We start from the raw sequence: 20,575 nt of genomic DNA on the forward strand, positions 1-20,575 counted from the left end.
TTCCGCCTGGCAGACTTGAGCCCGTGAGCAGCGACCAGACCACCGCCGCGCCGGCGGACGCCCCGCACGACGGCCAGGACAGCCCCTTCCGCGCCGAGCGCACCACACGCGACGAGGCACCGCAGTTCGTGCTGCCGCTCGTCGTGCGCATCGAGCGGGCCGCTCCCCCGGCGCGCACGGACGCGCTGGAGACGGCGGCGCGTGCGGTGCTCGAGATCCTGAGCGACGAGCGCTCACTGGGTGAGGGCGAGTGGGCCCAGGCGATGCGGGACTGGCAGGACGCACGGATCCGCAAGGTGGTCCGCCGGGCGCGCGGCGCCGAGTGGCGGCGGGCCGAGGCGCTGCCGGGCCTCACGGTCACGGGCAAGTCGGCCGAGGTACGGGTCTTCCCGCCCGTCCCGCTGGACGGCTGGCCCAAGGACCTGGCCAAGCTGCAGGTCTCCGGCACCGACCTGGAGGATCCCGAGCCGCCCGCCGAGGCCGATCCGGGGAGCCCGGTGCTGTGGCTGAACCCGGAGCTGGAGATGTCGGCCGGCAAGGCGATGGCCCAGGGCGGACACGGCGCCCAGCTCGCCTGGTGGGCCCTGCCGGACGAGGAGCGCGCCGCCTGGCGCGACGCGGGCTTCCCCCTCGCCGTGCGCACCGCACGCCCGTCCCGCTGGGCCTCACTCACCACCTCCGGACTGCCCCTGGTACGGGACGCCGGCTTCACCGAGATCGCCCCGGGCAGCTGCACGGTGGTCGCGGAGCATCCGTCACTTCGCCCGCGAAACGGTTCCTGACCAGGCAAGGTCCCGAAGGGCCGGACCGCTCGGGGCTACTGACCGGAGCGGGCGTCTGCGGGATTGCGGTTGTGGGCGTGGTGGGGGCAGGTGTACCGCCGCACGAGCAGGAGTCCACCACCGTGAGGCAGTGGCGCATCCTCGGTCTGGCGGCACGCGCATCGCGGTCCTCGCAGTGACAGGATCGGTGGTATGGACACCGAGACGGACTGGGTGTACCGGGTGTGCGAACCACACGGCTCGGAGGGATGGCGCCCCTACGGCCGCGACCCCGAGCGGTGGCAGGGCACCATCACCGCCGATGATTCGAGCGAGGGCCCCCAGTACGCCGTCGCCCTCGTCGTCGCCGACCTGATGACCGAGTGGAAGATGCTCGGCCTCCCCCGGGCCAGGCACGTGCGGGTCCTGCTGTGGCGGGACGAGGAGGGTGACGTGGCGGACGCGGACGTCATCGTGGAGGTCCGGCCGGACATCCACGCCGAGTTATCGGCGGGAGTCCGGATCGCCCGGCCTGATGGACGCCCCCCGGTCACGGGGACACGGTCACTCCGGCTCGCGTCGCGGCCCGGCGGCAGGCGGACGCCACCCCGTGTACGCGTAGGCGGTGACCCAGGTGATGTCCATCTGCGCCCATGAGCCGGGGGCCGCGTACGGCCCGTACAGCGCGCTCTCGTTCTGGAGGACCCAGCTCAGCGGGCGCGAGGCCACGCCGCGGTGGTCGCTGAGGTACAGATGCCCGTCCAGGTAGTAGCGGGCCCGGCCGGGCGTCCACTCCAGGGAGACCGTGTGCCACTCGGTGAACGGCTCACCGGTGTCGGCGTGACCCTGGGGACGCCCGTCGCACGGGTGGTGGAAGAAGTGGACGGTGTCGACCCACGACTGCTCGTACATGTCCATCTCGCAGCCGCCCCCGTAGAACAGCCAGGCACTCTTGTAACCGGGGGCGGCCCTCACCACGCGGACCCGGGCGCTGTACTTCCCGTACGCCTGCTGCATCACCGCGCGCGGCACCACCGCCGCGACATGGAGGTCACCGCCGGAGGCCGGCCGGTACATGCGGATGTGCATACGGCCGTCGCCGCCCGCGGCGGGCCCGACCCACACCGTGTCGTCGGCGCGGTACTCGCCACCGAGCACACGGTCGTTGCCGTCGGAGTGGTTGCGCGGGTCGGCGGTGTCGTACCAGCCGCGCGGGTAGGCCCACCAGTCGGCACGGTAGGAGCCGGTGAGACCGCCGCAGTAGGCGCCGCGTGTGTCGGCGTCGTGGTCGCAGTCGCTGAAGGAGCCGAGCGGCACCACGTCACCGTCGAAGTTCTCGGCGAAGACCTGGTGGAAGGGGCCGCAGTCGCCGCGGGGCAGCGCGTCGCCGGTGGTGTGGCAGGCGTCCTCGGACGGCGTCGCGGCATCGGTCCGCGGCACGGTGCAGGCCACCTCGAGGGCCGCCACCAGGAGGGCGGCGGCGCGCAGGCGGCGCCGGTGAGCGCGGCGGTGTCGGCTCAATCTCCTGCTCCTGACTTCTGGGCCGCGACCGGCGCAGTGGTGGCCGGTCGCCCTGGGTCCGGGCAGGGTGCTGGACGGCCTCCTAAAAGATCTTCCTGGAAGCCGCGCGGGGAGGTTCCGCCATTGGGGTCGAAAAGCCCCGCCGGCCGGTGGTCGCGCAAGCCGGACCGGAGTCCGGCGGAACCTCAAATGTTGCTCTGAACGTCCCCCGGAAGGGGTTCGGCGCGAGGGGCCGGGGCCATGACTTCGTCACGCCGGCACCGGCGGTGCGCCGACGGGGACGGACGGGCGCACCGGGTGCGGCCGTGGACCGCACGAGAGCGGCCCGGCGGGAACCGTGGCGGAGGAGGGGACGATGGAACGACTGGGAACCGGCATCGGATGGCGGCCTGAGATCGCCGTTGCCGTGGAGGCCATGCCCGGCGTCGACTGGGTCGAGACCGTGGCCGAGAACGTGTGTCCGGGGCACCTCCCCGAGTCGCTGCTGCGCCTGCGCGCGCGGGGCGTCACCGTCGTCCCGCACGGCGTCTCCCTCGGCCTCGGCGGCGCGGACCGCCCCCACGCGGGCCGGCTCGCCGATCTCGCCGCATGCGCCGAGGCGCTGGGGTCTCCCCTGGTAACCGAGCACATCGCGTATGTGCGGGCGGGCGGGCCGCTCACCGCCTCGACGCTGCTGGAGGCGGGGCACCTGCTCCCGGTCCCGCGCACCCGCGACGCACTGGACGTCCTGTGCGAGAACGTCCGGATCGCGCAGGACGCCCTTCCCCGGCCGCTCGCCGTGGAGAACATCGCGGCGCTGATCTCCTGGCCGGACGAGGAGATGACCGAGGGGCAGTTCCTGTACGAACTGGCCGACCGTACCGGCGTGCGGCTGCTGATCGACGTGGCGAACCTGCACACCAACCACGTCAACCGGGGCGAGGACCCGGCCAAGGCGCTGGACGAACTGCCCGTCGAGGCCATCGCGTACGTCCACGTCGCGGGCGGGTACGAACGCGACGGCGTCTGGCACGACAGCCACGCCCACCCGGTCACGCAGCCGGTCCTCGATGTGCTGGCCGACCTCGCGTCCCGCGCCACCGCGCCCGGCGTCCTGCTGGAGCGCGACGACAACTTCCCCGAACCGGCCGAGCTGGAGGGGGAGTTGGCCGCTATTCGGGAAACGGTCGAGAAGGCGGGAGCACGGACCCGGACGGGGGTGCGGCAGGGTCCCCCGGCGCGGACGGCCGCGCGGCAGCCGGCGACCGGGACCCGGCGCGGTACCGCGGCGCAGTCGGGCACGGGACTGCTCCCGGCGGAACGGCCCACCGGGACAGCCGGCCCGGCGGCAGAGCCCGCGGACACGCGGACCACGGACGCGCGCGGCACCGCTTCCGCCTCCGCTCGGCAGCGGCTGGCGCTCGCACAGGCCGCGCTGCTCTCCTCCCTCGTGGCGGGTACGCCCGTGCCCGAGGGCTTCGACCGGGTGCGGCTCGGGGTGCAGGCGCGCGCCCTCGCCGCCAAGCGGTCCTCGATCGTGGCGAAGGTCGCGCCGGAGCTGCCCGGCATCCTCGGGGAGGAGTACCGGTCCGCGTTCCTCGCCTATGCCCAGGGCCGGCCGATGTCGGACGGCTACCGGCGCGACGCCCTCGACTTCGCCGAGCACCTGCTGCTCGCCGGGCGCCCCGAGGACGCCGAGCGGCGGCGCCGGCTGCGCGAGTGGTGGCTGGAGCGCTCCGGCCCCACCCCGCCCTCCCGGCACCCCGCGGCCCGGCTCGCCCGCGCCACGCGCCGGGTCCTGCTGGGGCACTGACCGGAGCTCGCCCATGTCACTCCTGGCGTGCCCCGGGGGCCGATTCCACGGAATGTGCCCCGGTCGACACAGCAGTCGAACATCGCGCCCGCAGCGTCGATTCACCCCACTTCGCCAGGGGATGACGGCCTGTTCGCCGAGCGCATAAGGCATGCGATGCCCGCTATCCAACTATTTCTTCCCGTAGGGCAGTTGGTCGGTACGGCGCAGTAATATGCCAGCCTGCACCCGAGGCGCACGAGCATGCGGTGCCGGAAGCGGGAGGCACCATGCGATCCAGACCGGTCCAGGGCCGCGGAATCTTGAGCGGCACCGGGATCATCATCACCCTGCTCGCGGGGACCCTTGCCGCACTCGTCTTCCCCGTCTGGTCCTACGCGGACCGCTCCGGCACCGGCCTGGACACCCTGAACGCGCAGACCGTGCCCACAAGCTACGGCCCGCTGTCCGCGCTGGACCGGGATTTCATCACCAGGGTCCGGCTGGCCGGGCTGTGGGAGCTGCCGGCGGGTCAGCAGGCCGAGCAGAAAGGCACCACACAGGCGGTGCGCACCGCGGGCGAGCACCTCATCGAGGGGCACACCTTCCTGGACGCCCGCGTCCGCGACGTCGCCGCCCGCCTCGGGCTCGCCCTGCCCAACCAGCCGAACGCCCAGCAGCGCCAGTGGCTCTCGGCGCTGGACGCGGCGCAGGGCGAGGAGTACGACCGCGACTTCGCCAACCTCCTGCGCCAGGCCCACGGCAAGGTGTTAGCCGTCGTCGCCCAGGTCCGCGCCACCACGCGCAACTCGCTCGTGCGTGTCCTCGCCGACGACGCGAACGCCACCGTCCTCGACCACATCAAGGTCCTCGAGGCCACAGGCTACGTCGACTTCGACGCCCTGGCCCAGGACGCGGCCACGGCCAGTCCGCCCCCGCTCACCCCGTCCCCGGCCCCGCCGGGCCCCACGAACGACCCCGGCACACCGGTGCCGGTGACGCCCTCGGCGACGTACTCGCTGCCGCCGGCGGCCTCCAGCCCCCCGCCGTGAGGGGCGCGGGCCGGGTGTCCCGGCCCGCCCCACGCGGTCAGGCGAGGCCCGCGACCAGCTCCGCGACCGACTTGCGGCGGCCGGTGAAGAACGGCACCTCCTCGCGGACGTGCATCCGGGCCTCCGAGCCGCGCAGGTGGCGCATGAGGTCGACGATGCGGTGCAGCTCGTCGGCCTCGAAGGCGAGGACCCACTCGTAGTCGCCGAGCGAGAACGAGGCGACCGTGTTGGCGCGCACGTCCGGGTAGTTGCGGGCCATCTTGCCGTGGTCGGCCAGCATGCGGCGGCGGTCCTCGTCCGGCAGCAGGTACCAGTCGTAGGAGCGCACGAACGGGTAGACGCTGACGTAGTTGCGCGGCGTCTCGTCGGCGAGGAACGCCGGGATGTGCGAACGGTTGAACTCCGCCGGGCGGTGCAGCGCCATGTTGGACCACACCGGCGCGAGCGCACGGCCGAGCTTCGTACGGCGGAAGAGGTTGTACGCCTCCTGCAGCTCGTCACTGGTCTCGGCGTGCCACCAGATCATCACGTCGGCGTCGGCGCGCAGACCCGACAGGTCGTACGTACCCCGGACGGTCACGTCCTTCGCGGCGAGCTGGTCGAACAGCTCCTGGACCTCGTCGGCGTAACCGGTGCGGTCCTCCGGCAGCGCGTCCTTCAGCCGGAAGACGGACCACAGCGTGTAGCGGATGACCTCGTTGAGGTCCTTGGCCAGCTTGCCCTTGTTCGGGATCCTGCCGGGCTCGGTGGTGGGGGCGTCGTCACTCATGTGCCTATTCTCCCGCTCCGCCGTGCAGGCTCTGCACCGGGCTCGCCATGAGCTCCCGCACACCGCGCGGATCACCGTCGAGTTGGTCCACGGCGGCGTACGCGCTCGCGATGCACGCCGGGATGCCGACGCCGTCGTACGCCGCACCGCACACCGCGAGGCCCGGAAGCCCGGCCACGTGCTCGCGGATGCGGGCCACGCGCGCGTGGTGGCCCACGGGGTACTGGGGCAGACCGTCGGTCCAGCGGGTGACGCGGGTCTCCACCGGGACGGCGTCCAGGCCGGTCGCCTCGCGCAGGTCGTGCCGGGAGAGGGCCACCAGGCCGGCGTCGTCGCGCTGCAGGATCTCCGTCTCGCCGTACCTCCCCACGGACGTCCTCACCACGAGCACGTCCGGGTCCTCGTCGGCGATCCAGCCCCATTTGCGGGAGGCGAAGGTCGACGCCTTGATCGTGCGGCCGTCGACCGGCGGCACCAGGAAGCCGCTCCCCTCGGGAAGGGCCGCGGCCTCCGCGCGGCGGTAGGCGAGGGTGACCAGGGCCATGGAGGCGTACTCGATCGAGCGCAGTTCGGCGGCGGCCCCGGGGCACGCCCCGGACAGCAGACGGGCCGCGTCACGAGCGGGCGAGGCGACGACGACGCCGTCGGCCTCCTCGACGTGGTCGTCGACCAGCACCTCCCAGCGCGCGCCACCGCCCCCGGGCTCAACGGTGAAGCGCAGGCCGTGGACGGGACTGTTCAGCCGGATCTCGCCGCCCCGCGCGAGCACCGACTCCGCCACCGCGAGCGGCAGCCGGCCCACACCGCCCTCGATGCCCATGAACACCGGGCCGGTCTGCGCGGCGGCGGCCGCCTTGGCCTGGATCTCGCGGACCGCCTCCGTCAGCGAGCCGTGGGCCTGGGCGGCCTGGAAGAGCTGCGGGACGGCCGAGCGCATCGAGATGCGGTACGCGTCGCCCGCGTACACCCCGCCGAGGAGCGGCTCCACCAGGCGGTCGACGACCTCGCGGCCGAGGCGCGCCGCCACGTACTCCCCCACGGCCACGTCGTCGCCGGTCTCGGTGCGCGGCAGGTCCGCGTCCCGCTCGATACGGCGCAGGCCCTCGTCGGACAGGAGGCCGGACAGTGCGGACGCGGCGGAGGGCACGCCCATGACGTGCCCCTTGGGCATCGGGCGAAGGGCGCCGCGCGTCCAGATCGAGGCGGCGGCCGTGGCCGGCGGCTGCAGGCGGTCCGCGAGGCCGACCGCGCGGGCCAGCGCCACCGCCTCGGGCCGTCGCGCGAGCATCGACTCGGCGCCGAGATCGACCCGTGCGCCCGCGATCTCGCCGGGCAGCAGCTTGCCTCCGACCCGGTCCGAGGCCTCCAGCACCGTCACCCGCGCGCCCCGGTCCAGCAGCCGGTGGGCGGCGGCCAGGCCCGCGATCCCGCCTCCGATGACGACGACGTGCCCCGCGGACGCGGGGGTCTCCCTTGCGCTCATGCATCCAGCCTCTCAGACCCCGTCGGCACTCCCGCAGGGGCCGGGTGTCCCTGCCGAGTCCCGACCGTGACCGCATCGGAACCGGATCAGGCCAACGTCCGGTCCGGGTCCGGCGTCGAAGAGGCGTCCGTCACAACGACCCTCGGGGGGTATGACCGCATGCGCATTCCACGCTCACCACGGCCGGTTCAGGTGCTGGCCGCGACACTGCTCGCCGCTTCACTCGCACTCGCGGGCTGCAGCGCCGGCGCCGACGACATGAGCAAGGCCGATGGCGGCGATGCCAAGGCCGCCGTACCCGCAGACAGGCAGGGCGCCGCCGACGGTGACGCCGGCAGCGCCGCATCCGGCGAAGCGAAGGCCCGCGACACCGCGCCCCGGCTGACCGCGAACCGCATCATCCGTACGGCGTCCCTCACCGTGCAGGTCAAGGAGGTGCCCAAGGCGCTCGACGAGGCGCGGACGGCCGTCGAGAACGCGGGCGGGTTCGTCGGCAGCGAGAGCACCAGCCGCGACACCGCCGGCCACGAGCGCACCCGGCTCGTCCTGCGCGTGCCCGTCGCGAAGTACGAGGAAGTGCTCGGCGAACTGCAGGGCGCGGGCAGGCTCGTCGAGCGCACGGCCAAGGCCGTCGACGTCACCGACCAGGTCGTGGACGTCGACAGCCGCATCAAGTCGCAGCGCGCGAGCGTGGCACGGGTGCGTGAGCTGATGGACCGGGCGACCAAGCTCAGTGACGTGGTCGCCCTGGAAGGGGAGTTGAGCACGCGCGAGGCCGACCTCGAGTCGCTGCTCGCCCGGCAGGCCTCCCTCGACGACCGCACCAGCCTGGCCACCATCACCCTCTCGCTGTCCGAGACGCCGGTGAAGAAGGCCGCGAAGGACGACCGGCCGGGCTTCCTGGACGCGCTGGCGGGCGGCTGGCACGTCTTCGTCACGCTGCTGCGGTGGATCGCCCTGGCGATCGGCGCGGCACTTCCCTTCGCGGTGTGCGCCGCGCTGCTGGTACTGGTGTGGGTGCGGGGCGTACGCCCACGGCTGCCGCACCATCCGGCGCCCGCGACCGCCGCGGCCCCGGAGGAAGGGCGGGGCGGGCAGGACTGACGGACCCCCCGCGCCGTAGCGTGTTCGTATGAACCCGAGCCCGACAAGCCGTTCGACAGAGCGCCTGGTGGTCATCGGCGGCGACGCGGCGGGCATGTCCGCCGCGTCGCAGGCGCGCCGCCTCAAAGGTCCCGACGCATTGGAGATCGTGGCGTTCGAGCGCGGCCACTTCTCCTCGTTCTCGGCGTGCGGGATCCCGTACTGGGTGGGCGGCGACGTCGACTCACGGGACGCGCTGATCGCCCGTGCCCCCGAAGAACACCGGTCGCGCGGCATCGGCCTGCGGATGCGGACCGAGGTCACGGAGATCGACGTGGACGGCGGCCGTGTGCGGGCGCGGGACCTCGACACCGGGGCCGAGGCGTGGACCTCGTACGACGAGCTGGTGATCGCGACCGGCGCCCGTCCGATCCGCCCCGACCTGCCCGGGGTCGACGCGCCCGGGGTGCACGGCGTGCAGACCCTGGACGACGGCCAGGCGCTCCTGGACACGCTGACCGCCACGACGGGCCGCCGCGCGGTGGTCGTCGGCGCGGGCTACATCGGTGTGGAGATGGCCGAGGCGCTGATCAACCGCGGTTACGAGGTCACCGTCGTCAACCGCGGCAGGGAGCCCATGGCGACGCTCGACCCGGACATGGGCCTGCTGGTGCACCGGGCCATGGAGGGGCTCGGCATCACCATGGTGAACGACGCCGAGGTCACCAAGATCCTCACCGGCGACGACGGCAGGGTGCGGGCCGTGGGCACGGAGACCGCCGAGTTCCCGGCCGACGTGGTGGTCCTCGGCATCGGAGTGCGTCCCGAGACCTCCCTGGCGAAGGCCGCGGGGCTGCCGCTGGGCGGGCACGGCGGACTGCTCACGGACCTCGCGATGCGGGTGCGCGGTCACGAGCACATCTGGGCCGGCGGCGACTGCGTCGAGGTCCTCGACCTGGTCTCCGGGCGCGAGAGGCACATCGCGCTCGGCACCCACGCCAACAAGCACGGGCAGGTCATCGGCACGAACGTGGGCGGCGGCTACGCCACGTTCCCGGGTGTCGTCGGCACGGCGGTGAGCAAGGTCTGCGACCTGGAGATCGCCCGCACCGGTCTACGCGAGAAGGACGCGCGGCGGGCGGGGCTGCAGTACGTGACGGTCACCATCGAGTCGACCAGCCGCGCGGGCTACTACCCGGACTCCGCGCCCATGACCGTGAAGATGCTCGCCGAACGCCGCACGGGCCGGCTGCTCGGCGTCCAGATCGTCGGCCGAGAGGGCGCGGCCAAGCGGGTCGACATCGCGGCGGTCGCCCTGACCGCGCGGATGACGGTGGAGGAGATGACGGCCCTGGACCTGGGCTATGCGCCGCCGTTCTCACCGGTGTGGGATCCGGTCCTGGTGGCGGCCCGCAAGGCGGTCACGGCGGTACGGGCACAGCCCTGATAGGGGGTGCGAGGGGAACGCGGACGAACCACAGGCGGCCACCGCGGCGCCCTCCGCTCAAGCCGTCTCGTGCTGACCGACCCCGTTGATCCGCTCGATCGCCTGCCGGGCCTGCTCGGCCGGCGGTCGCGGCGGCAGCGACGACACCGGGGCGCCGGCGGGCACGGCGGCGGCCGGCTGCGGCTGCGCCCCCGCGGGCTTGGCGTGCGCGGCGGGGCGCGTGGAGCGCAACCGGTGGCTGACCGCCTCGTCGAGGGTGACGGGACGCTGCATCTGGGAGGCCAGCCGGCCGGCCTCCTGGCCCAGCCTGGCGATGTCCTCCCAGGGCAGGTGGATCACCAGCGCGAGCTCGGCCTCGCCGTCGGGCAGAGCGTGTATCGGAGGGGTGACCCGGTCGTTCATCGCCTGCTCCTCACGTCGTCCCCGCGACACGCCTTCCCCGCGCCGCGGGCGGTTGACGAGACATACGGGCACCCGGACCGCCGTGTTCACCGATTCACGCGGCCGATCGAGGGCAGTACTTCCTTGTGGTGATCCCCGTCCATGACGTGAACCCGGTGCGCAGTACGCCCTATGTCACGTACGCGCTGATCGCGGCCAACTTCATCGTCTTCCTGTTCACCCCGGGGCTGGCCGGTTCGGTGGCGGGACAGAGCGACCTCTCGCAGCTGTGCCATCTCCAGGCGTTCCTGGACCACTACGCCGCGGTCCCGCGGGAGTTGATCCACGACCAGCTGCCGAGGCTCGTGCCCACGGGCGCCGTCGGCGTCGGACCGCACGGCGCCGGCTGTGTCGTGGCCCCGCCGGACTACCACAAGTCACCACCGACGTCGGTGTTCACGGCGATGTTCCTGCACGGCAGCTGGCTCCATCTGCTGGGCAACATGCTGTTCCTGCTGATCTTCGGCAACAACATCGAGGACCGCCTCGGCCATGTCCGCTACGCCGTCTTCTACGTCGTCTGCGGCTACGCGGCGGCGTACGGCTTCGCCCTGCTCAACGCCGACTCGGGCGACCCGCTGATCGGCGCCTCGGGAGCCATCGCCGGCGTGCTCGGCGCCTATCTGGTCCTCTACCCGCGGGCCAGGGTCTGGGTCCTGGTCCCCTTCCTGATCTTCCTGCCGCTGCGGCTGCCCGCCTGGATCGTGCTCGGCTTCTGGTTCGTGCTGCAGGCGGCCTACTCGTCCGGGGCCGCCGTCTCCCATGCCGGGACCGTGGCGTACGCCGCCCATATCGTCGGCTTCATCGTGGGCATGCTGCTGGCCTGGCCGCTGCGCCGGGGCACCCCGGCGCCGCCCGAGCCGCGCGGCCTGCTGTGGGGCAGGCAGGCACGGGCCCGGCAGGTCTGGTGACACGGCTCGGCACGGGCTCAGGCGCGCCCGTGGCCGACCGGGCCGGAGAAAAAGGTGTCAGTGGGCCGTCTGTGTGTGGACGAACTCCACGAGCCGGGTGAGGGCGTCCGGGTCGGTGGAGGGCATGACGCCGTGGCCGAGGTTGAAGACGTGGCCCTCCAGACCGGCGGCGGCCTCCAGCACCTCACGGGTCTTGGTCTCGACGACCTCCCGCGGGGCGAAGAGGATCGCCGGGTCGAGGTTGCCCTGCAGGGCCTTGCCGGGGCCGACGCGACGGGCCGCCTCGTCGAGCGGGACGCGCCAGTCGACGCCGACCACGTCCGCGCCCGCCTCGCCCATCAGGCCGAGCAGTTCACCGGTGCCGACACCGAAGTGGATGCGCGGGACGCCGTACCCCTCGACGGCCCGGAAGACCTTGGCCGAGGCAGGCAGCACCGAGCGGCGGTAGTCGGCGGGGGCGAGGGCGCCGGCCCACGAGTCGAAGAGCTGGACCGCCGAGGCGCCCGCTTCGATCTGGACCTTCAGGAAGGCGACCGTGATCTCCGCGAGCCGGTCCACCAGGTCGGTCCACAGCTGCGGGTCGCCGTGCATGAGCGCCTTGGTGTTCTCGTACGTGCGAGAGGGGCCACCCTCGATGAGGTAGCTCGCGAGGGTGAAAGGCGCGCCGGCGAAACCGATCAGCGGGGTCTCGCCCAGTTCGGCGGTGAGCAGGCCGATGGCCTCCGTGACGTACGAGACGTCCTCGGGGGTCAGGTCACGCAGCTGCGCGAGGTCGGCGCGGGAGCGGATCGGGTGCTGGACGACGGGCCCGACGCCGGGCTTGATGTCGAGGTCGACACCGATGGCCTTGAGCGGCACGACGATGTCGCTGAAGTAGATCGCCGCGTCCACCCCGTGCCGGCGGACCGGCTGAAGCGTGATCTCGGTGATCAGCTCCGGCCGCATGCAGGACTCGAGCATCGCGACGCCCTCGCGCACCTTGCGGTACTCGGGCAGTGAGCGCCCGGCCTGCCGCATGAACCAGACCGGTGTGTGCGGCACCGGTTCGCGCCTGCACGCCTTGAGGAAGGCGGAGTCGTACGTCGCTGTCGGCTGGCCCGTGGCGGGGCGGTCAGTGGCACTCACGCCGGAAAGTCTCGCACGCCGCACGGACCGCCGAGACCGGGGGCGAGCGCGCCGGAGGGCCACTGGGACGCGCGCGTGCGACTCGACGTCGCTATATCACAGGTACGGCCGGTGCGCACTCGCCCCGGCCGCAGCCACTCGGTGCCTTTCCCGGCCAACCACCGGCGGCACGGGTGTCTCTCCCTGCGAACGTGCTTTCCTGCCCTTAACCTTCCCCGCATGGCTGCGGCTCAGGGACAACCGACGGACGGCGCTGGCGGAATGGACGACGCGGAGGAGACAGACGGCGATGCGAGGGAACAGGCGCCGCCGCCCTTCCGTGCCGCCGTGGACGCCCTGAAGGCCGCACGGCTGCGGCCGGAGATCGAGGTCGAGCCGACGCGGCCTCCGCAGCGGCTCGCCCCGTTCACGTACGCGCTGGAGGCCGCGGTCGTCGAGGAGGGCGAGGATCTGGCCGACGGGCGCCTCGTCCTGCTGTACGACCCGGCCGGGCACGAGGCCTGGCAGGGCTCGTTCCGTCTGGTCACGCTGGTGCGGGCCGAGCTCGAGCCGGAGATGGCGTCCGACCCGCTGCTGCCCGAGGTCTGCTGGTCCTGGCTGACCGGGGCGCTGCAGGCCCGCGGGCTTGCGTACGGCGAGCCGAGCGGGACGGTGACCCGCGCGAGTTCGCACTACTTCGGCGGGCTCGCCACGCGCCCGGCCGCCTCCCAGATCGAGATCCGCGCCTCCTGGACGCCTCGCGAGGGCCTCGGCGGTGCCCCGGACACGGCCGCCCATTTCGCCTCGTGGTGCGATCTGCTGTGCCAGGTGGCGGGGCTGCCTCCGGCAGGCCCGGGTGATGCCTCCGTGGTGACGCTGCCGCAACGACGGGATCCCCAGTCCCGCTGATTTCGCCGCTCCGCCCGGAAGACGGACAGCGTCAACCTCCGACTGACGTTTCTTGCCATCTCTTTGTCGATACGACCACTTTCAGCCTCATATCGACGCCAGAGTGATCCAACTCGGTCTCCCATTGATCGCTCGCGCGTCCGAATTGCCCGGATTGTTACTCACCAAATCGTGATCATTCTCTAAAGGACGAGAGGTTTGGTGCCGAAGACGACTGTGACCTTGAAAGCACGGTTCGTCCCGGCTTGATCCCCAGAGCCGGCCCCGTCCCGCACCCCAGGAGGCCTGGTGTCCGTTCTTCTCGAGCAGCCCGCAAGCCTGGTCGCCTACCGCCCGAACAAGCCGACCGCCATGGTCGTCGTGGCCGACCCGCGCGTCCGTTCCACCGTCACCCGCCACCTCTGGGCGCTCGGAGTGCGCGACGTGATCGAGGCGTCGTCCATCGCGGAGGCGCGCCCTCGCATCGGCAACCCCCGCGACATCTGCGTCGCCGATGTCCACCTCCCCGACGGCTCCGGTCTCACCCTGCTCTCGGAGACCCGTGCCGCGGGCTGGCCCAACGGTCTGGCCCTGTCCGCCGCCGACGACATCGGCGCGGTCCGCAACGCCCTGGCAGGCGGAGTGAAGGGCTATGTCGTCACCGGCACGCGCACCAACGTCGGGCTCCCCACCCGACCTGGCGCCGCTCCCATCGGCGCCGCCGCCGCGCGCCTGCACCGCCGCCCCCCGGGTGCCCCGAGTCACCCGGGCGGCTACCGCGAACTGTCCGGCCGCGAGGTGGAGGTACTCCGCCTGGTCGCCGAGGGCCAGTCGAACAAGGCCATCGGCGTCTCGATGGGCCTGTCCGCGCTGACCGTCAAGAGCCACCTCGCCCGCATCGCGCGCAAGCTGGGCACCGGCGACCGCGCCGGAATGGTGGCGGTCGCCCTGCGCACCGGCATCATCCACTGACCCCGCAGCCATCCCTGTCCACCGTTCCCACCGCCCACCCCGATCCGCGTCCGCACCGAGCCGCCGCCGACCCGAGTCCGGGGAGATCACCGAGCGGGCCGGGCCCACCGACCCGCGTACAGTCGGCACCTTGATCCATTTCCCGCACATCTGACACATGACTGGTTTACGACCCTCCACCGCCCGCCGACGGAACGTTCCGTCGGCGGGTGCAGTCCATACACGGATACCCTTGACCGGTGACCGACGCCCAAGAGACCGCAGAAGACAGCCCACTGCGAACCACCGGAGGCGCCCCTCCGGACGATGTCGAAGCGGCGCCGATCCCTTTGCTGGAGCCGCGTGACGGGATTCCTCCCGTGATCGCCGACGCGTCCTCCCTCGCCGAGATGATCTCGGCCTTCGCCGCCGGCACCGGCCCGGTGGCCGTCGACGCCGAACGCGCGTCCGGCTACCGGTACGGTCAGCGTGCCTATCTGGTCCAGCTGCGCCGTGAGGGCGCGGGCACCGCGCTGATCGACCCCGTCGCCTGCCCCGACCTGTCGGGCCTCGGCGAGGTGCTCTCCGGCACCGAGTGGGTGCTGCACGCCGCCACGCAGGATCTGCCGTGCCTGCGGGAAATAGGCATGATGCCCACCCAGCTGTTCGACACCGAGCTGGCCGGGCGCCTCGCGGGGTTCCCCCGGGTCGGGCTCGGCGCCATGGTCGAGGGCGTTCTGGGCTTCGTGCTGGAGAAGGGGCACTCGGCCGTCGACTGGTCGACACGACCCCTCCCCGATCCCTGGCTGCGCTACGCGGCGCTGGACGTCGAGCTGCTCGTCGACCTGCGGGACGCCCTGGAGAAGGAGCTCGACCGGCAGGGCAAGCTGGAGTGGGCCCAGCAGGAGTTCGAGGCGATCGCCTCCGCGCCGCCCGCGGAGCCGCGCAAGGACCCCTGGCGCCGTACGTCCGGTATGCACAAGGTGCGCCGCCGCCGGCAGATGGCGGTCGTCCGTGAGCTGTGGCAGACCCGGGACCGCATCGCACAGCGCCGGGACGTCTCACCGGGCAAGGTGCTCGGGGACGCGGCGATCGTCGAAGCCGCGCTGGCCCTGCCGCCGAATGTGCACGCCCTCGCCGCGCTCGGCGGCTTCGGGCACCGTATGGGACGGCGTCAGTTGGAGCAGTGGCAGGCCGCGGTCGACCGTGCCAGGACCCTGCCCGAGACCGGCCTGCCGCAGCCCGGCCAGCCGGTGACCGGGCCCCCGCCACCGCGGGCGTGGGCCGACAAGGACCCGGTGGCCGCGGCCCGGCTGACCGCGGCGCGCGCGGCGATCTCGGCGCTCGCCGAGCAGCTGAACATGCCGCAGGAGAATCTGATCTCCCCCGACACCGTCCGACGGGTGTGCTGGGAGCCGCCCAAACCCGCCGACGCCGGGTCCGTCGCGGCCGCGCTCACCGGTTACGGGGCGCGGCCGTGGCAGGTCGAGCAGGTCACTCCGGTGCTGGTGGCGGCGCTGTCGGTCCTGGGCTGAGGACCGGGAAGGCCACGGGGCGCGCCGGAGGGAGCCGGTCGCAGGACAGGGCGGGCGCCGTGGGTCGGTCGCGGGTCCCGCCCCGGCCGCACCACGGTGCCCGCCGTAATCCGAAGGGGCTCGCACGCTGCCTGAAGCGGGCGGCAGCGTCGAGATCGCGCCAAGATCGGCGTGGCGCCGCCGGTGGGCTACGCCCGAAGGCTCCCCCGATGGTGTGACCTTCACCGCTTGGGCCTGCGGGACTGGGCAGCTTGGTTACCCACAAGTAGCATGGGAGCTGAGCGCGCGCTCAGTGCGTCGCAGCAGTGCCATCCCGCACCCTGGAGGAGAGCCATCGTGCCTCGTACCGTCAGGGACGTCGTCTTCGTCGACGGCGTCCGTACCCCGTTCGGCAAGGCGGGCCCGAAGGGCATCTACCACGAGACCCGCGCCGACGACCTCGTCGTGAAGGCGATCCGGGAGCTGCTGCGCCGCAACCCCGGGCTCGACCCGAAGACGGTCGACGAGGTGGCCGTCGCCGCCACCACGCAGATCGGTGACCAGGGCCTGACCATCGGCCGCACCGCAGGCATCCTCGCGGGCCTGCCCACCTCGGTTCCCGGCTACTCGATCGACCGCATGTGCGCGGGCGCGCTGACCGCCGTCACCACCGTCTCCGGCTCCATCGCCTTCGGCGCGTACGACGTCGCCATCGCGGGCGGTGTCGAGCACATGGGCCGCCACCCGATGGGCGAGGGCGTGGACCCGAACCCGCGCTTCGTCAGCGAGAAGCTGGTCGACGAGTCCGCCCTGTTCATGGGCATGACCGCGGAGAACCTGCACGACCGCTACCCGCAGATCACCAAGCTGCGCGCCGACGAGTACGCGGTGCGCTCGCAGGAGAAGGCCGCCAAGGCGTACGCCAACGGCAAGATCCAGCAGGACCTGGTGCCGATCTCGGTGCGCCGCACCAACCCCGAGGGCGGCGAGACGGGCTGGGGCCTGGTCACCGCCGACGAGCCGATGCGTCCGGGCACCACCCTGGAGAACCTGGCGAACCTGAAGACGCCGTTCCGCGTCCACGGCCGGGTCACCGCGGGCAACGCGGCCGGTCTGAACGACGGCGCCACCGCCTCGATCATCGCGTCCGAGGACTTCGCGCGGGAGAACGGCCTGCCGGTCAAGATGCGCCTGGTCTCCTACGCCTTCGTGGGCGTGGAGCCCGAGGTCATGGGCTACGGCCCGATCCCGGCCACGGAGAAGGCGCTCGCCAAGGCGGGCCTCTCGATCTCCGACATCGGCCTGTTCGAGATCAACGAGGCCTTCGCCGTCCAGGTCCTGGCCCTCCTCGACCACTACGGCATCGCGGACGACGACGAGCGCGTCAACCAGTACGGCGGCGCCATCGCCTACGGTCACCCGCTGGCCTCCTCCGGCGTCCGTCTGATGACGCAGCTGGCCCGCCAGTTCGAGGAGCAGCCGCAGGTCCGCTACGGCCTGACCACCATGTGCGTCGGCTTCGGCATGGGCGCGACGGTCATCTGGGAGAACCCGCACTTCGAGGGGGACAAGTGAGCACCACCGCCGAACTGTTGAAGGGCGCGGCCGAGCTGTTCCCGGACGAGGTCGTCACGCAGGCGCACGTACGCCACTTCGACCTGCCGCTGGGCGCGGGCAGGTTCGCCCTGATCACGCTGGACAACGGCTTCGACCACACCAAGCCGACCACCTTCGGCCCGCAGTCGCTGGCGAACCTCAACGCCGCGATCGACCAGGTCGAGAAGGAGGCCGCGGACGGCGAGATCGTCGGCGTCGGCATCACCGGCAAGCCGTTCATCTTCGCGGTCGGCGCCGACCTCAAGGGCGTCGAACTGCTGAAGAGGCACGAGGACGCGCTGGCCATCGGTAAGGGCGGCCACGAGGTTTTCAAGCGCCTGTCGGCCCTCGCGGTCCCGACGTTCGCGTACTACAACGGCGCGGCCATGGGCGGCGGCGTCGAGGTCGGCCTGCACTGCACCTACCGCACGGTGTCCGCGGCCCTCCCGGCGTTCTCCCTGCCCGAGGTCTTCCTGGGCCTGGTCCCCGGCTGGGGCGGCTGCACCCTGCTGCCGAACCTGATCGGCGCCGACAAGGCCGTCTCGGTGATCATCGAGAACTCGCTCAACCAGAACAAGCAGCTGGGGGGCAAGCAGGTCTACGAGCTCGGCATCGCCGACGCCATCTTCGAGGGCGCCGACTTCCTCGAGCAGTCGCTGATCTGGACCGCCACCGTCCTCAAGGGCGAGATCCAGGTCGAGCGCCCGGTGATCGACCGCGGCGAGGCCTGGGACCAGGCCGTCGCCAAGGGCCGCTTCATCGCCGACGGCAAGGTGCACGGCGCGGCCCCGGCCGCCTACCGCGCGCTGGACATCATCGCCGCCGCGAAGAACGGCGACCTGCAGCAGGGCTACGACGCCGAGGACCAGGCCCTCGCGGACCTGATCATGGGCGGCGAACTGCGCGCCGGCATCTACGCGTTCAACCTCGTCCAGAAGCGCGGCAAGCGCCCGGCGGGCGCCCCCGACAAGAACCTGGCCCGCCCGGTCACCAAGGTCGGTGTCGTCGGCGCCGGTCTGATGGCCTCCCAGCTGGCCCTGCTGTTCCTGCGCCGCCTCGAGGTCCCGGTCGTCCTCACGGACATCGACCAGGAGCGCGTCGACAAGGGCGTCGGCTACGTCCACGCCGAGATCGACAAGCTGCTCGGCAAGGGCCGCATCAACCAGGACAAGGCCAACCGTCTCAAGGCGCTGGTCTCCGGTGTCCTGGACAAGGCGGAGGGCTTCGCGGACGCGGACTTCATCATCGAGGCCGTGTTCGAGGAGATGTCGGTCAAGCAGAAGGTGTTCGCAGAGGTCGAGGCGGTCGCCCCGGCGCACGCGATCCTCGCGACCAACACCTCCTCCCTGTCGGTGACGGAGATGGCGTCGAAGCTGCAGCACCCCGAGCGGGTCGTCGGCTTCCACTTCTTCAACCCGGTCGCGATCCTGCCGCTCCTCGAGATCGTGCGCGACGAGCAGACGGACGACGCCTCGCTGGCGACCGCCTTCGCGGTGGCCAAGAAGCTGAAGAAGACGGCGGTTCTGGTCAAGGACGCCCCGGCGTTCGTCGTCAACCGCATCCTCACCCGCTTCATGGGCGAGATCCAGAACGTCATCGACGAGGGCACCCCGGTCGCGGTGGCGGAGAAGGCGATCGAGCCGCTCGGCCTGCCGATGTCCCCTCTGGTCCTCCTCGAGCTGGTCGGCCCGGCGATCGGCCTGCACGTCTCCGAGACGCTGCACGGCGCGTTCCCGGAGCGCTTCAAGGTCTCCCCGAACCTGAAGGCGGTCGTCGAGGCGGGCAAGCGCGGCTTCTACGTCTACGACAGCGGCAAGCCCGAGCTGGACCCGGAGGTCGCCGCGCTCCTGAAGCAGGGCGACACCGTTCTGAGCGAGGAGCAGGTCCGCGCCCGTGTCCTGGACGCGGTGGCCCAGGAGATCGGTCTGATGCTGGACGAGGGCGTCGTCGCCGAGGCCCAGGACATCGACCTGTGCCTGATCACCGGCGCCGGCTGGCCCTTCCACCTGGGCGGCATCACGCCGTACCTGGACCGCGAGGGCGTCTCGGAGCGCGTGAACGGCAAGCGGTTCCTCGAGCCGGGCATGGCCTCGGTCCCGGCGTGATCGTGGCGTGAGAAGGAGAGGGCCCCCGCCTCGGCGGGGGCCCTCTCCTCGTCTTCACGAACGCCAGGGCCCAACGGGCCGCCCGGCGCGGGTGATCCGCCGTCAGACGGGCTGCCACGCCTCCAGTGCGAGGCCCGTTCCGTCCGTGCGGCGGGCGAGGAGCAGCTCACCGGTGGACGGGGCGAACGCGGCGGCGACCACCCGGTCGTCCGCGTCCACCGTCAGCGACACCTCGGCGTCCACGGGAAGCCGGGGGCCGGACTCGGTCCACGAGGCGCCGGCCGACTCCCGCCCGGTGGGGTAGGCGGCGAACACCGCGCGGCCCCCGGCCGAGCGCTGGGCGAGCAACGTGCAGTCTTGACCGTCCAGTTCGCAGCGCACGGCACAGACCGGGCCGGGGCCGGCGGAGCCCAGCACGGTGACCGGCTTGCCTCCGGGTCGCCAGGCGCACAGATCGCCGGACTCATCGAGGTAGAGGAGGGTGGTGCTGTCCGGCGAGGTGGCGAGGGCGTGGAGCGTTCCCGGGCGGACCTGGGCCTCCAGCGTCTCCTCCAGGACCGGCTGCTCGCCCGGCGCCTGCTGCCGCCAGTGCAGGATGCCGCCGGACACGGCCGCGTACAGTTCCACGCGCCCCGACTCCCCCGTCACCGCCGCCAACTCCTCGTGGACGGCGCTCCCCTCGAGGTCGCGCCAGGGGTCCCAGCCGCCCTTCTCCTTCTGGGCGACCATGCTGACGCCGCCGCCCTTGTTGCGCACGAAGACATGGGCACGGCCCTCGTCGTCGACGGCCACCGCCGGTACACCGGTCCGGTCCCCCTTCTTGTCCGGGTGGCCGATCGGTGTCCAGTCGAGGGCGGAGAGGTGGGGCCGGAAGTGCGTGGAGTGCACAAGTCCCGATTCGCCGCGGACCGTGGGACGCCAGGCGACGAGATGGGCGTACCCGTCGCTGCCCTGTCCGACGCCGGGCCCGGCATGCAGACGCTGGTCCCCGCCCACGCGTCGTGCGGGCCCCCAGGGAAGACCCGGATGCCGCTCGGCACGGCACCACACCGCCTCGTCCCGCGCCGCGTAGGCGCTCAGGCTGCCGCCCCTGCCGCGCAGCAGCCAGCGGCCGTTGACCGTACGCACCGTTGACACTCCCCCACTCTAATCGGGCACGCGCAAGCGAGCGGGCCGCT

At 72.4% G+C, this 20,575-nt stretch carries 18 protein-coding genes; 12 read left to right on the top strand and 6 right to left on the bottom strand.

What is annotated here, in order from left to right; genetic code table 11:
- Positions 1-23 precede the first annotated feature (23 nt).
- Positions 24-782, top strand: a complete 759-nt coding sequence (locus ABZ904_RS02775) for a peptidyl-tRNA hydrolase (RefSeq protein ID WP_359394317.1) — start codon at positions 24-26, stop codon at positions 780-782.
- Between the two features lie 192 nt (positions 783-974).
- Positions 975-1,418 carry a hypothetical protein gene (locus tag ABZ904_RS02780; RefSeq protein ID WP_359394315.1) on the top strand — a complete coding sequence of 148 codons (444 nt, stop codon included), beginning with the start codon at positions 975-977 and terminating at the stop codon, positions 1,416-1,418.
- Here ABZ904_RS02780 and ABZ904_RS02785 read toward each other — a convergent pair.
- A complete protein-coding gene (locus ABZ904_RS02785) occupies positions 1,326-2,282 on the bottom strand; it encodes a glycoside hydrolase family 16 protein (protein ID WP_359394313.1) in 957 nt (318 codons plus the stop codon). The genes ABZ904_RS02780 and ABZ904_RS02785 overlap by 93 nt on opposite strands.
- A 355-nt stretch (positions 2,283-2,637) precedes the next feature.
- Between ABZ904_RS02785 and ABZ904_RS02790 the strand changes: the two genes are divergently transcribed.
- Positions 2,638-4,074, top strand: a complete 1,437-nt coding sequence (locus ABZ904_RS02790; protein WP_361820753.1) for a DUF692 domain-containing protein — start codon at positions 2,638-2,640, stop codon at positions 4,072-4,074.
- A gap of 269 nt (positions 4,075-4,343) precedes the next feature.
- The gene (locus tag ABZ904_RS02795; protein ID WP_360989898.1) at positions 4,344-5,105 is read left to right on the top strand and encodes a DUF4142 domain-containing protein; all 762 of its coding nucleotides are present in this window, start codon (positions 4,344-4,346) and stop codon (positions 5,103-5,105) included.
- 37 nt (positions 5,106-5,142) lie between these two features.
- On the opposite strand, the gene hemQ is transcribed toward ABZ904_RS02795, so the two are convergent.
- Both hemQ and hemG read right to left on the bottom strand, forming a co-directional pair.
- Positions 5,143-5,874, bottom strand: a complete 732-nt coding sequence (gene hemQ / locus ABZ904_RS02800) for a hydrogen peroxide-dependent heme synthase (protein WP_359394307.1) — start codon at positions 5,872-5,874, stop codon at positions 5,143-5,145.
- A 4-nt stretch (positions 5,875-5,878) separates the two neighbouring features.
- Positions 5,879-7,357 (bottom strand): protoporphyrinogen oxidase, encoded by a 1,479-nt coding sequence (gene hemG / locus ABZ904_RS02805; RefSeq protein WP_361820756.1) that lies wholly within the window; start codon positions 7,355-7,357, stop codon positions 5,879-5,881.
- Between the two features lie 159 nt (positions 7,358-7,516).
- Between hemG and ABZ904_RS02810 the strand changes: the two genes are divergently transcribed.
- Positions 7,517-8,461, top strand: coding sequence for a DUF4349 domain-containing protein (locus tag ABZ904_RS02810; RefSeq protein ID WP_361820759.1), 945 nt, complete (start codon positions 7,517-7,519; stop codon positions 8,459-8,461).
- Between the two features lie 28 nt (positions 8,462-8,489).
- The gene (locus tag ABZ904_RS02815) at positions 8,490-9,887 is read left to right on the top strand and encodes an FAD-dependent oxidoreductase (protein ID WP_361820762.1); all 1,398 of its coding nucleotides are present in this window, start codon (positions 8,490-8,492) and stop codon (positions 9,885-9,887) included.
- Positions 9,888-9,944: 57 nt separating this feature from the next.
- Here the strand turns inward: ABZ904_RS02815 and ABZ904_RS02820 are convergent, their stop codons facing one another.
- Positions 9,945-10,289 carry a hypothetical protein gene (locus ABZ904_RS02820; protein WP_359394299.1) on the bottom strand — a complete coding sequence of 115 codons (345 nt, stop codon included), beginning with the start codon at positions 10,287-10,289 and terminating at the stop codon, positions 9,945-9,947.
- 125 nt (positions 10,290-10,414) lie between these two features.
- On the opposite strand from ABZ904_RS02820, the gene ABZ904_RS02825 reads away from it, so the two are divergent.
- Positions 10,415-11,239, top strand: a complete 825-nt coding sequence (locus ABZ904_RS02825) for a rhomboid family intramembrane serine protease (RefSeq protein WP_359394297.1) — start codon at positions 10,415-10,417, stop codon at positions 11,237-11,239.
- A gap of 57 nt (positions 11,240-11,296) precedes the next feature.
- On the opposite strand, the gene hemE is transcribed toward ABZ904_RS02825, so the two are convergent.
- A complete protein-coding gene (gene hemE, locus ABZ904_RS02830) occupies positions 11,297-12,364 on the bottom strand; it encodes a uroporphyrinogen decarboxylase (RefSeq protein ID WP_359394295.1) in 1,068 nt (355 codons plus the stop codon).
- Between the two features lie 219 nt (positions 12,365-12,583).
- On the opposite strand from hemE, the gene ABZ904_RS02835 reads away from it, so the two are divergent.
- The 5 genes from ABZ904_RS02835 to ABZ904_RS02855 all read left to right on the top strand — a co-directional run bounded on the left by ABZ904_RS02835 (position 12,584) and on the right by ABZ904_RS02855 (position 19,397).
- The gene (locus ABZ904_RS02835; RefSeq protein WP_359394293.1) at positions 12,584-13,252 is read left to right on the top strand and encodes a DUF3000 domain-containing protein; all 669 of its coding nucleotides are present in this window, start codon (positions 12,584-12,586) and stop codon (positions 13,250-13,252) included.
- 288 nt (positions 13,253-13,540) lie between these two features.
- On the top strand, positions 13,541-14,203 hold the full coding sequence (locus ABZ904_RS02840) for a response regulator transcription factor (protein WP_003993737.1): 663 nt from the start codon (positions 13,541-13,543) through the stop codon (positions 14,201-14,203).
- A gap of 239 nt (positions 14,204-14,442) precedes the next feature.
- Complete coding sequence (locus tag ABZ904_RS02845) at positions 14,443-15,717, top strand: ribonuclease D (protein WP_359394290.1); 1,275 nt, start codon at positions 14,443-14,445, stop codon at positions 15,715-15,717.
- A gap of 336 nt (positions 15,718-16,053) precedes the next feature.
- Positions 16,054-17,271 (top strand): acetyl-CoA C-acyltransferase, encoded by a 1,218-nt coding sequence (locus ABZ904_RS02850; RefSeq protein ID WP_359394288.1) that lies wholly within the window; start codon positions 16,054-16,056, stop codon positions 17,269-17,271.
- Entirely contained in the window at positions 17,268-19,397 is a 2,130-nt protein-coding gene (locus ABZ904_RS02855; RefSeq protein ID WP_361820768.1) for a 3-hydroxyacyl-CoA dehydrogenase NAD-binding domain-containing protein, read from the top strand. Before ABZ904_RS02850 ends, ABZ904_RS02855 begins: the two co-directional genes overlap by 4 nt.
- 102 nt (positions 19,398-19,499) lie before the next feature.
- Here ABZ904_RS02855 and ABZ904_RS02860 read toward each other — a convergent pair whose 3' ends face one another.
- Positions 19,500-20,534: a hypothetical protein gene (locus ABZ904_RS02860; RefSeq protein ID WP_359394284.1), complete on the bottom strand. Its 1,035-nt coding sequence runs from the start codon at positions 20,532-20,534 to the stop codon at positions 19,500-19,502.
- Between the last annotated feature and the right edge of the window lie 41 nt (positions 20,535-20,575).

Origin of the sequence: Streptomyces sp. NPDC046900, assembly GCF_040644975.1 — a bacterium.
Lineage (GTDB): Bacteria > Actinomycetota > Actinomycetes > Streptomycetales > Streptomycetaceae > Streptomyces.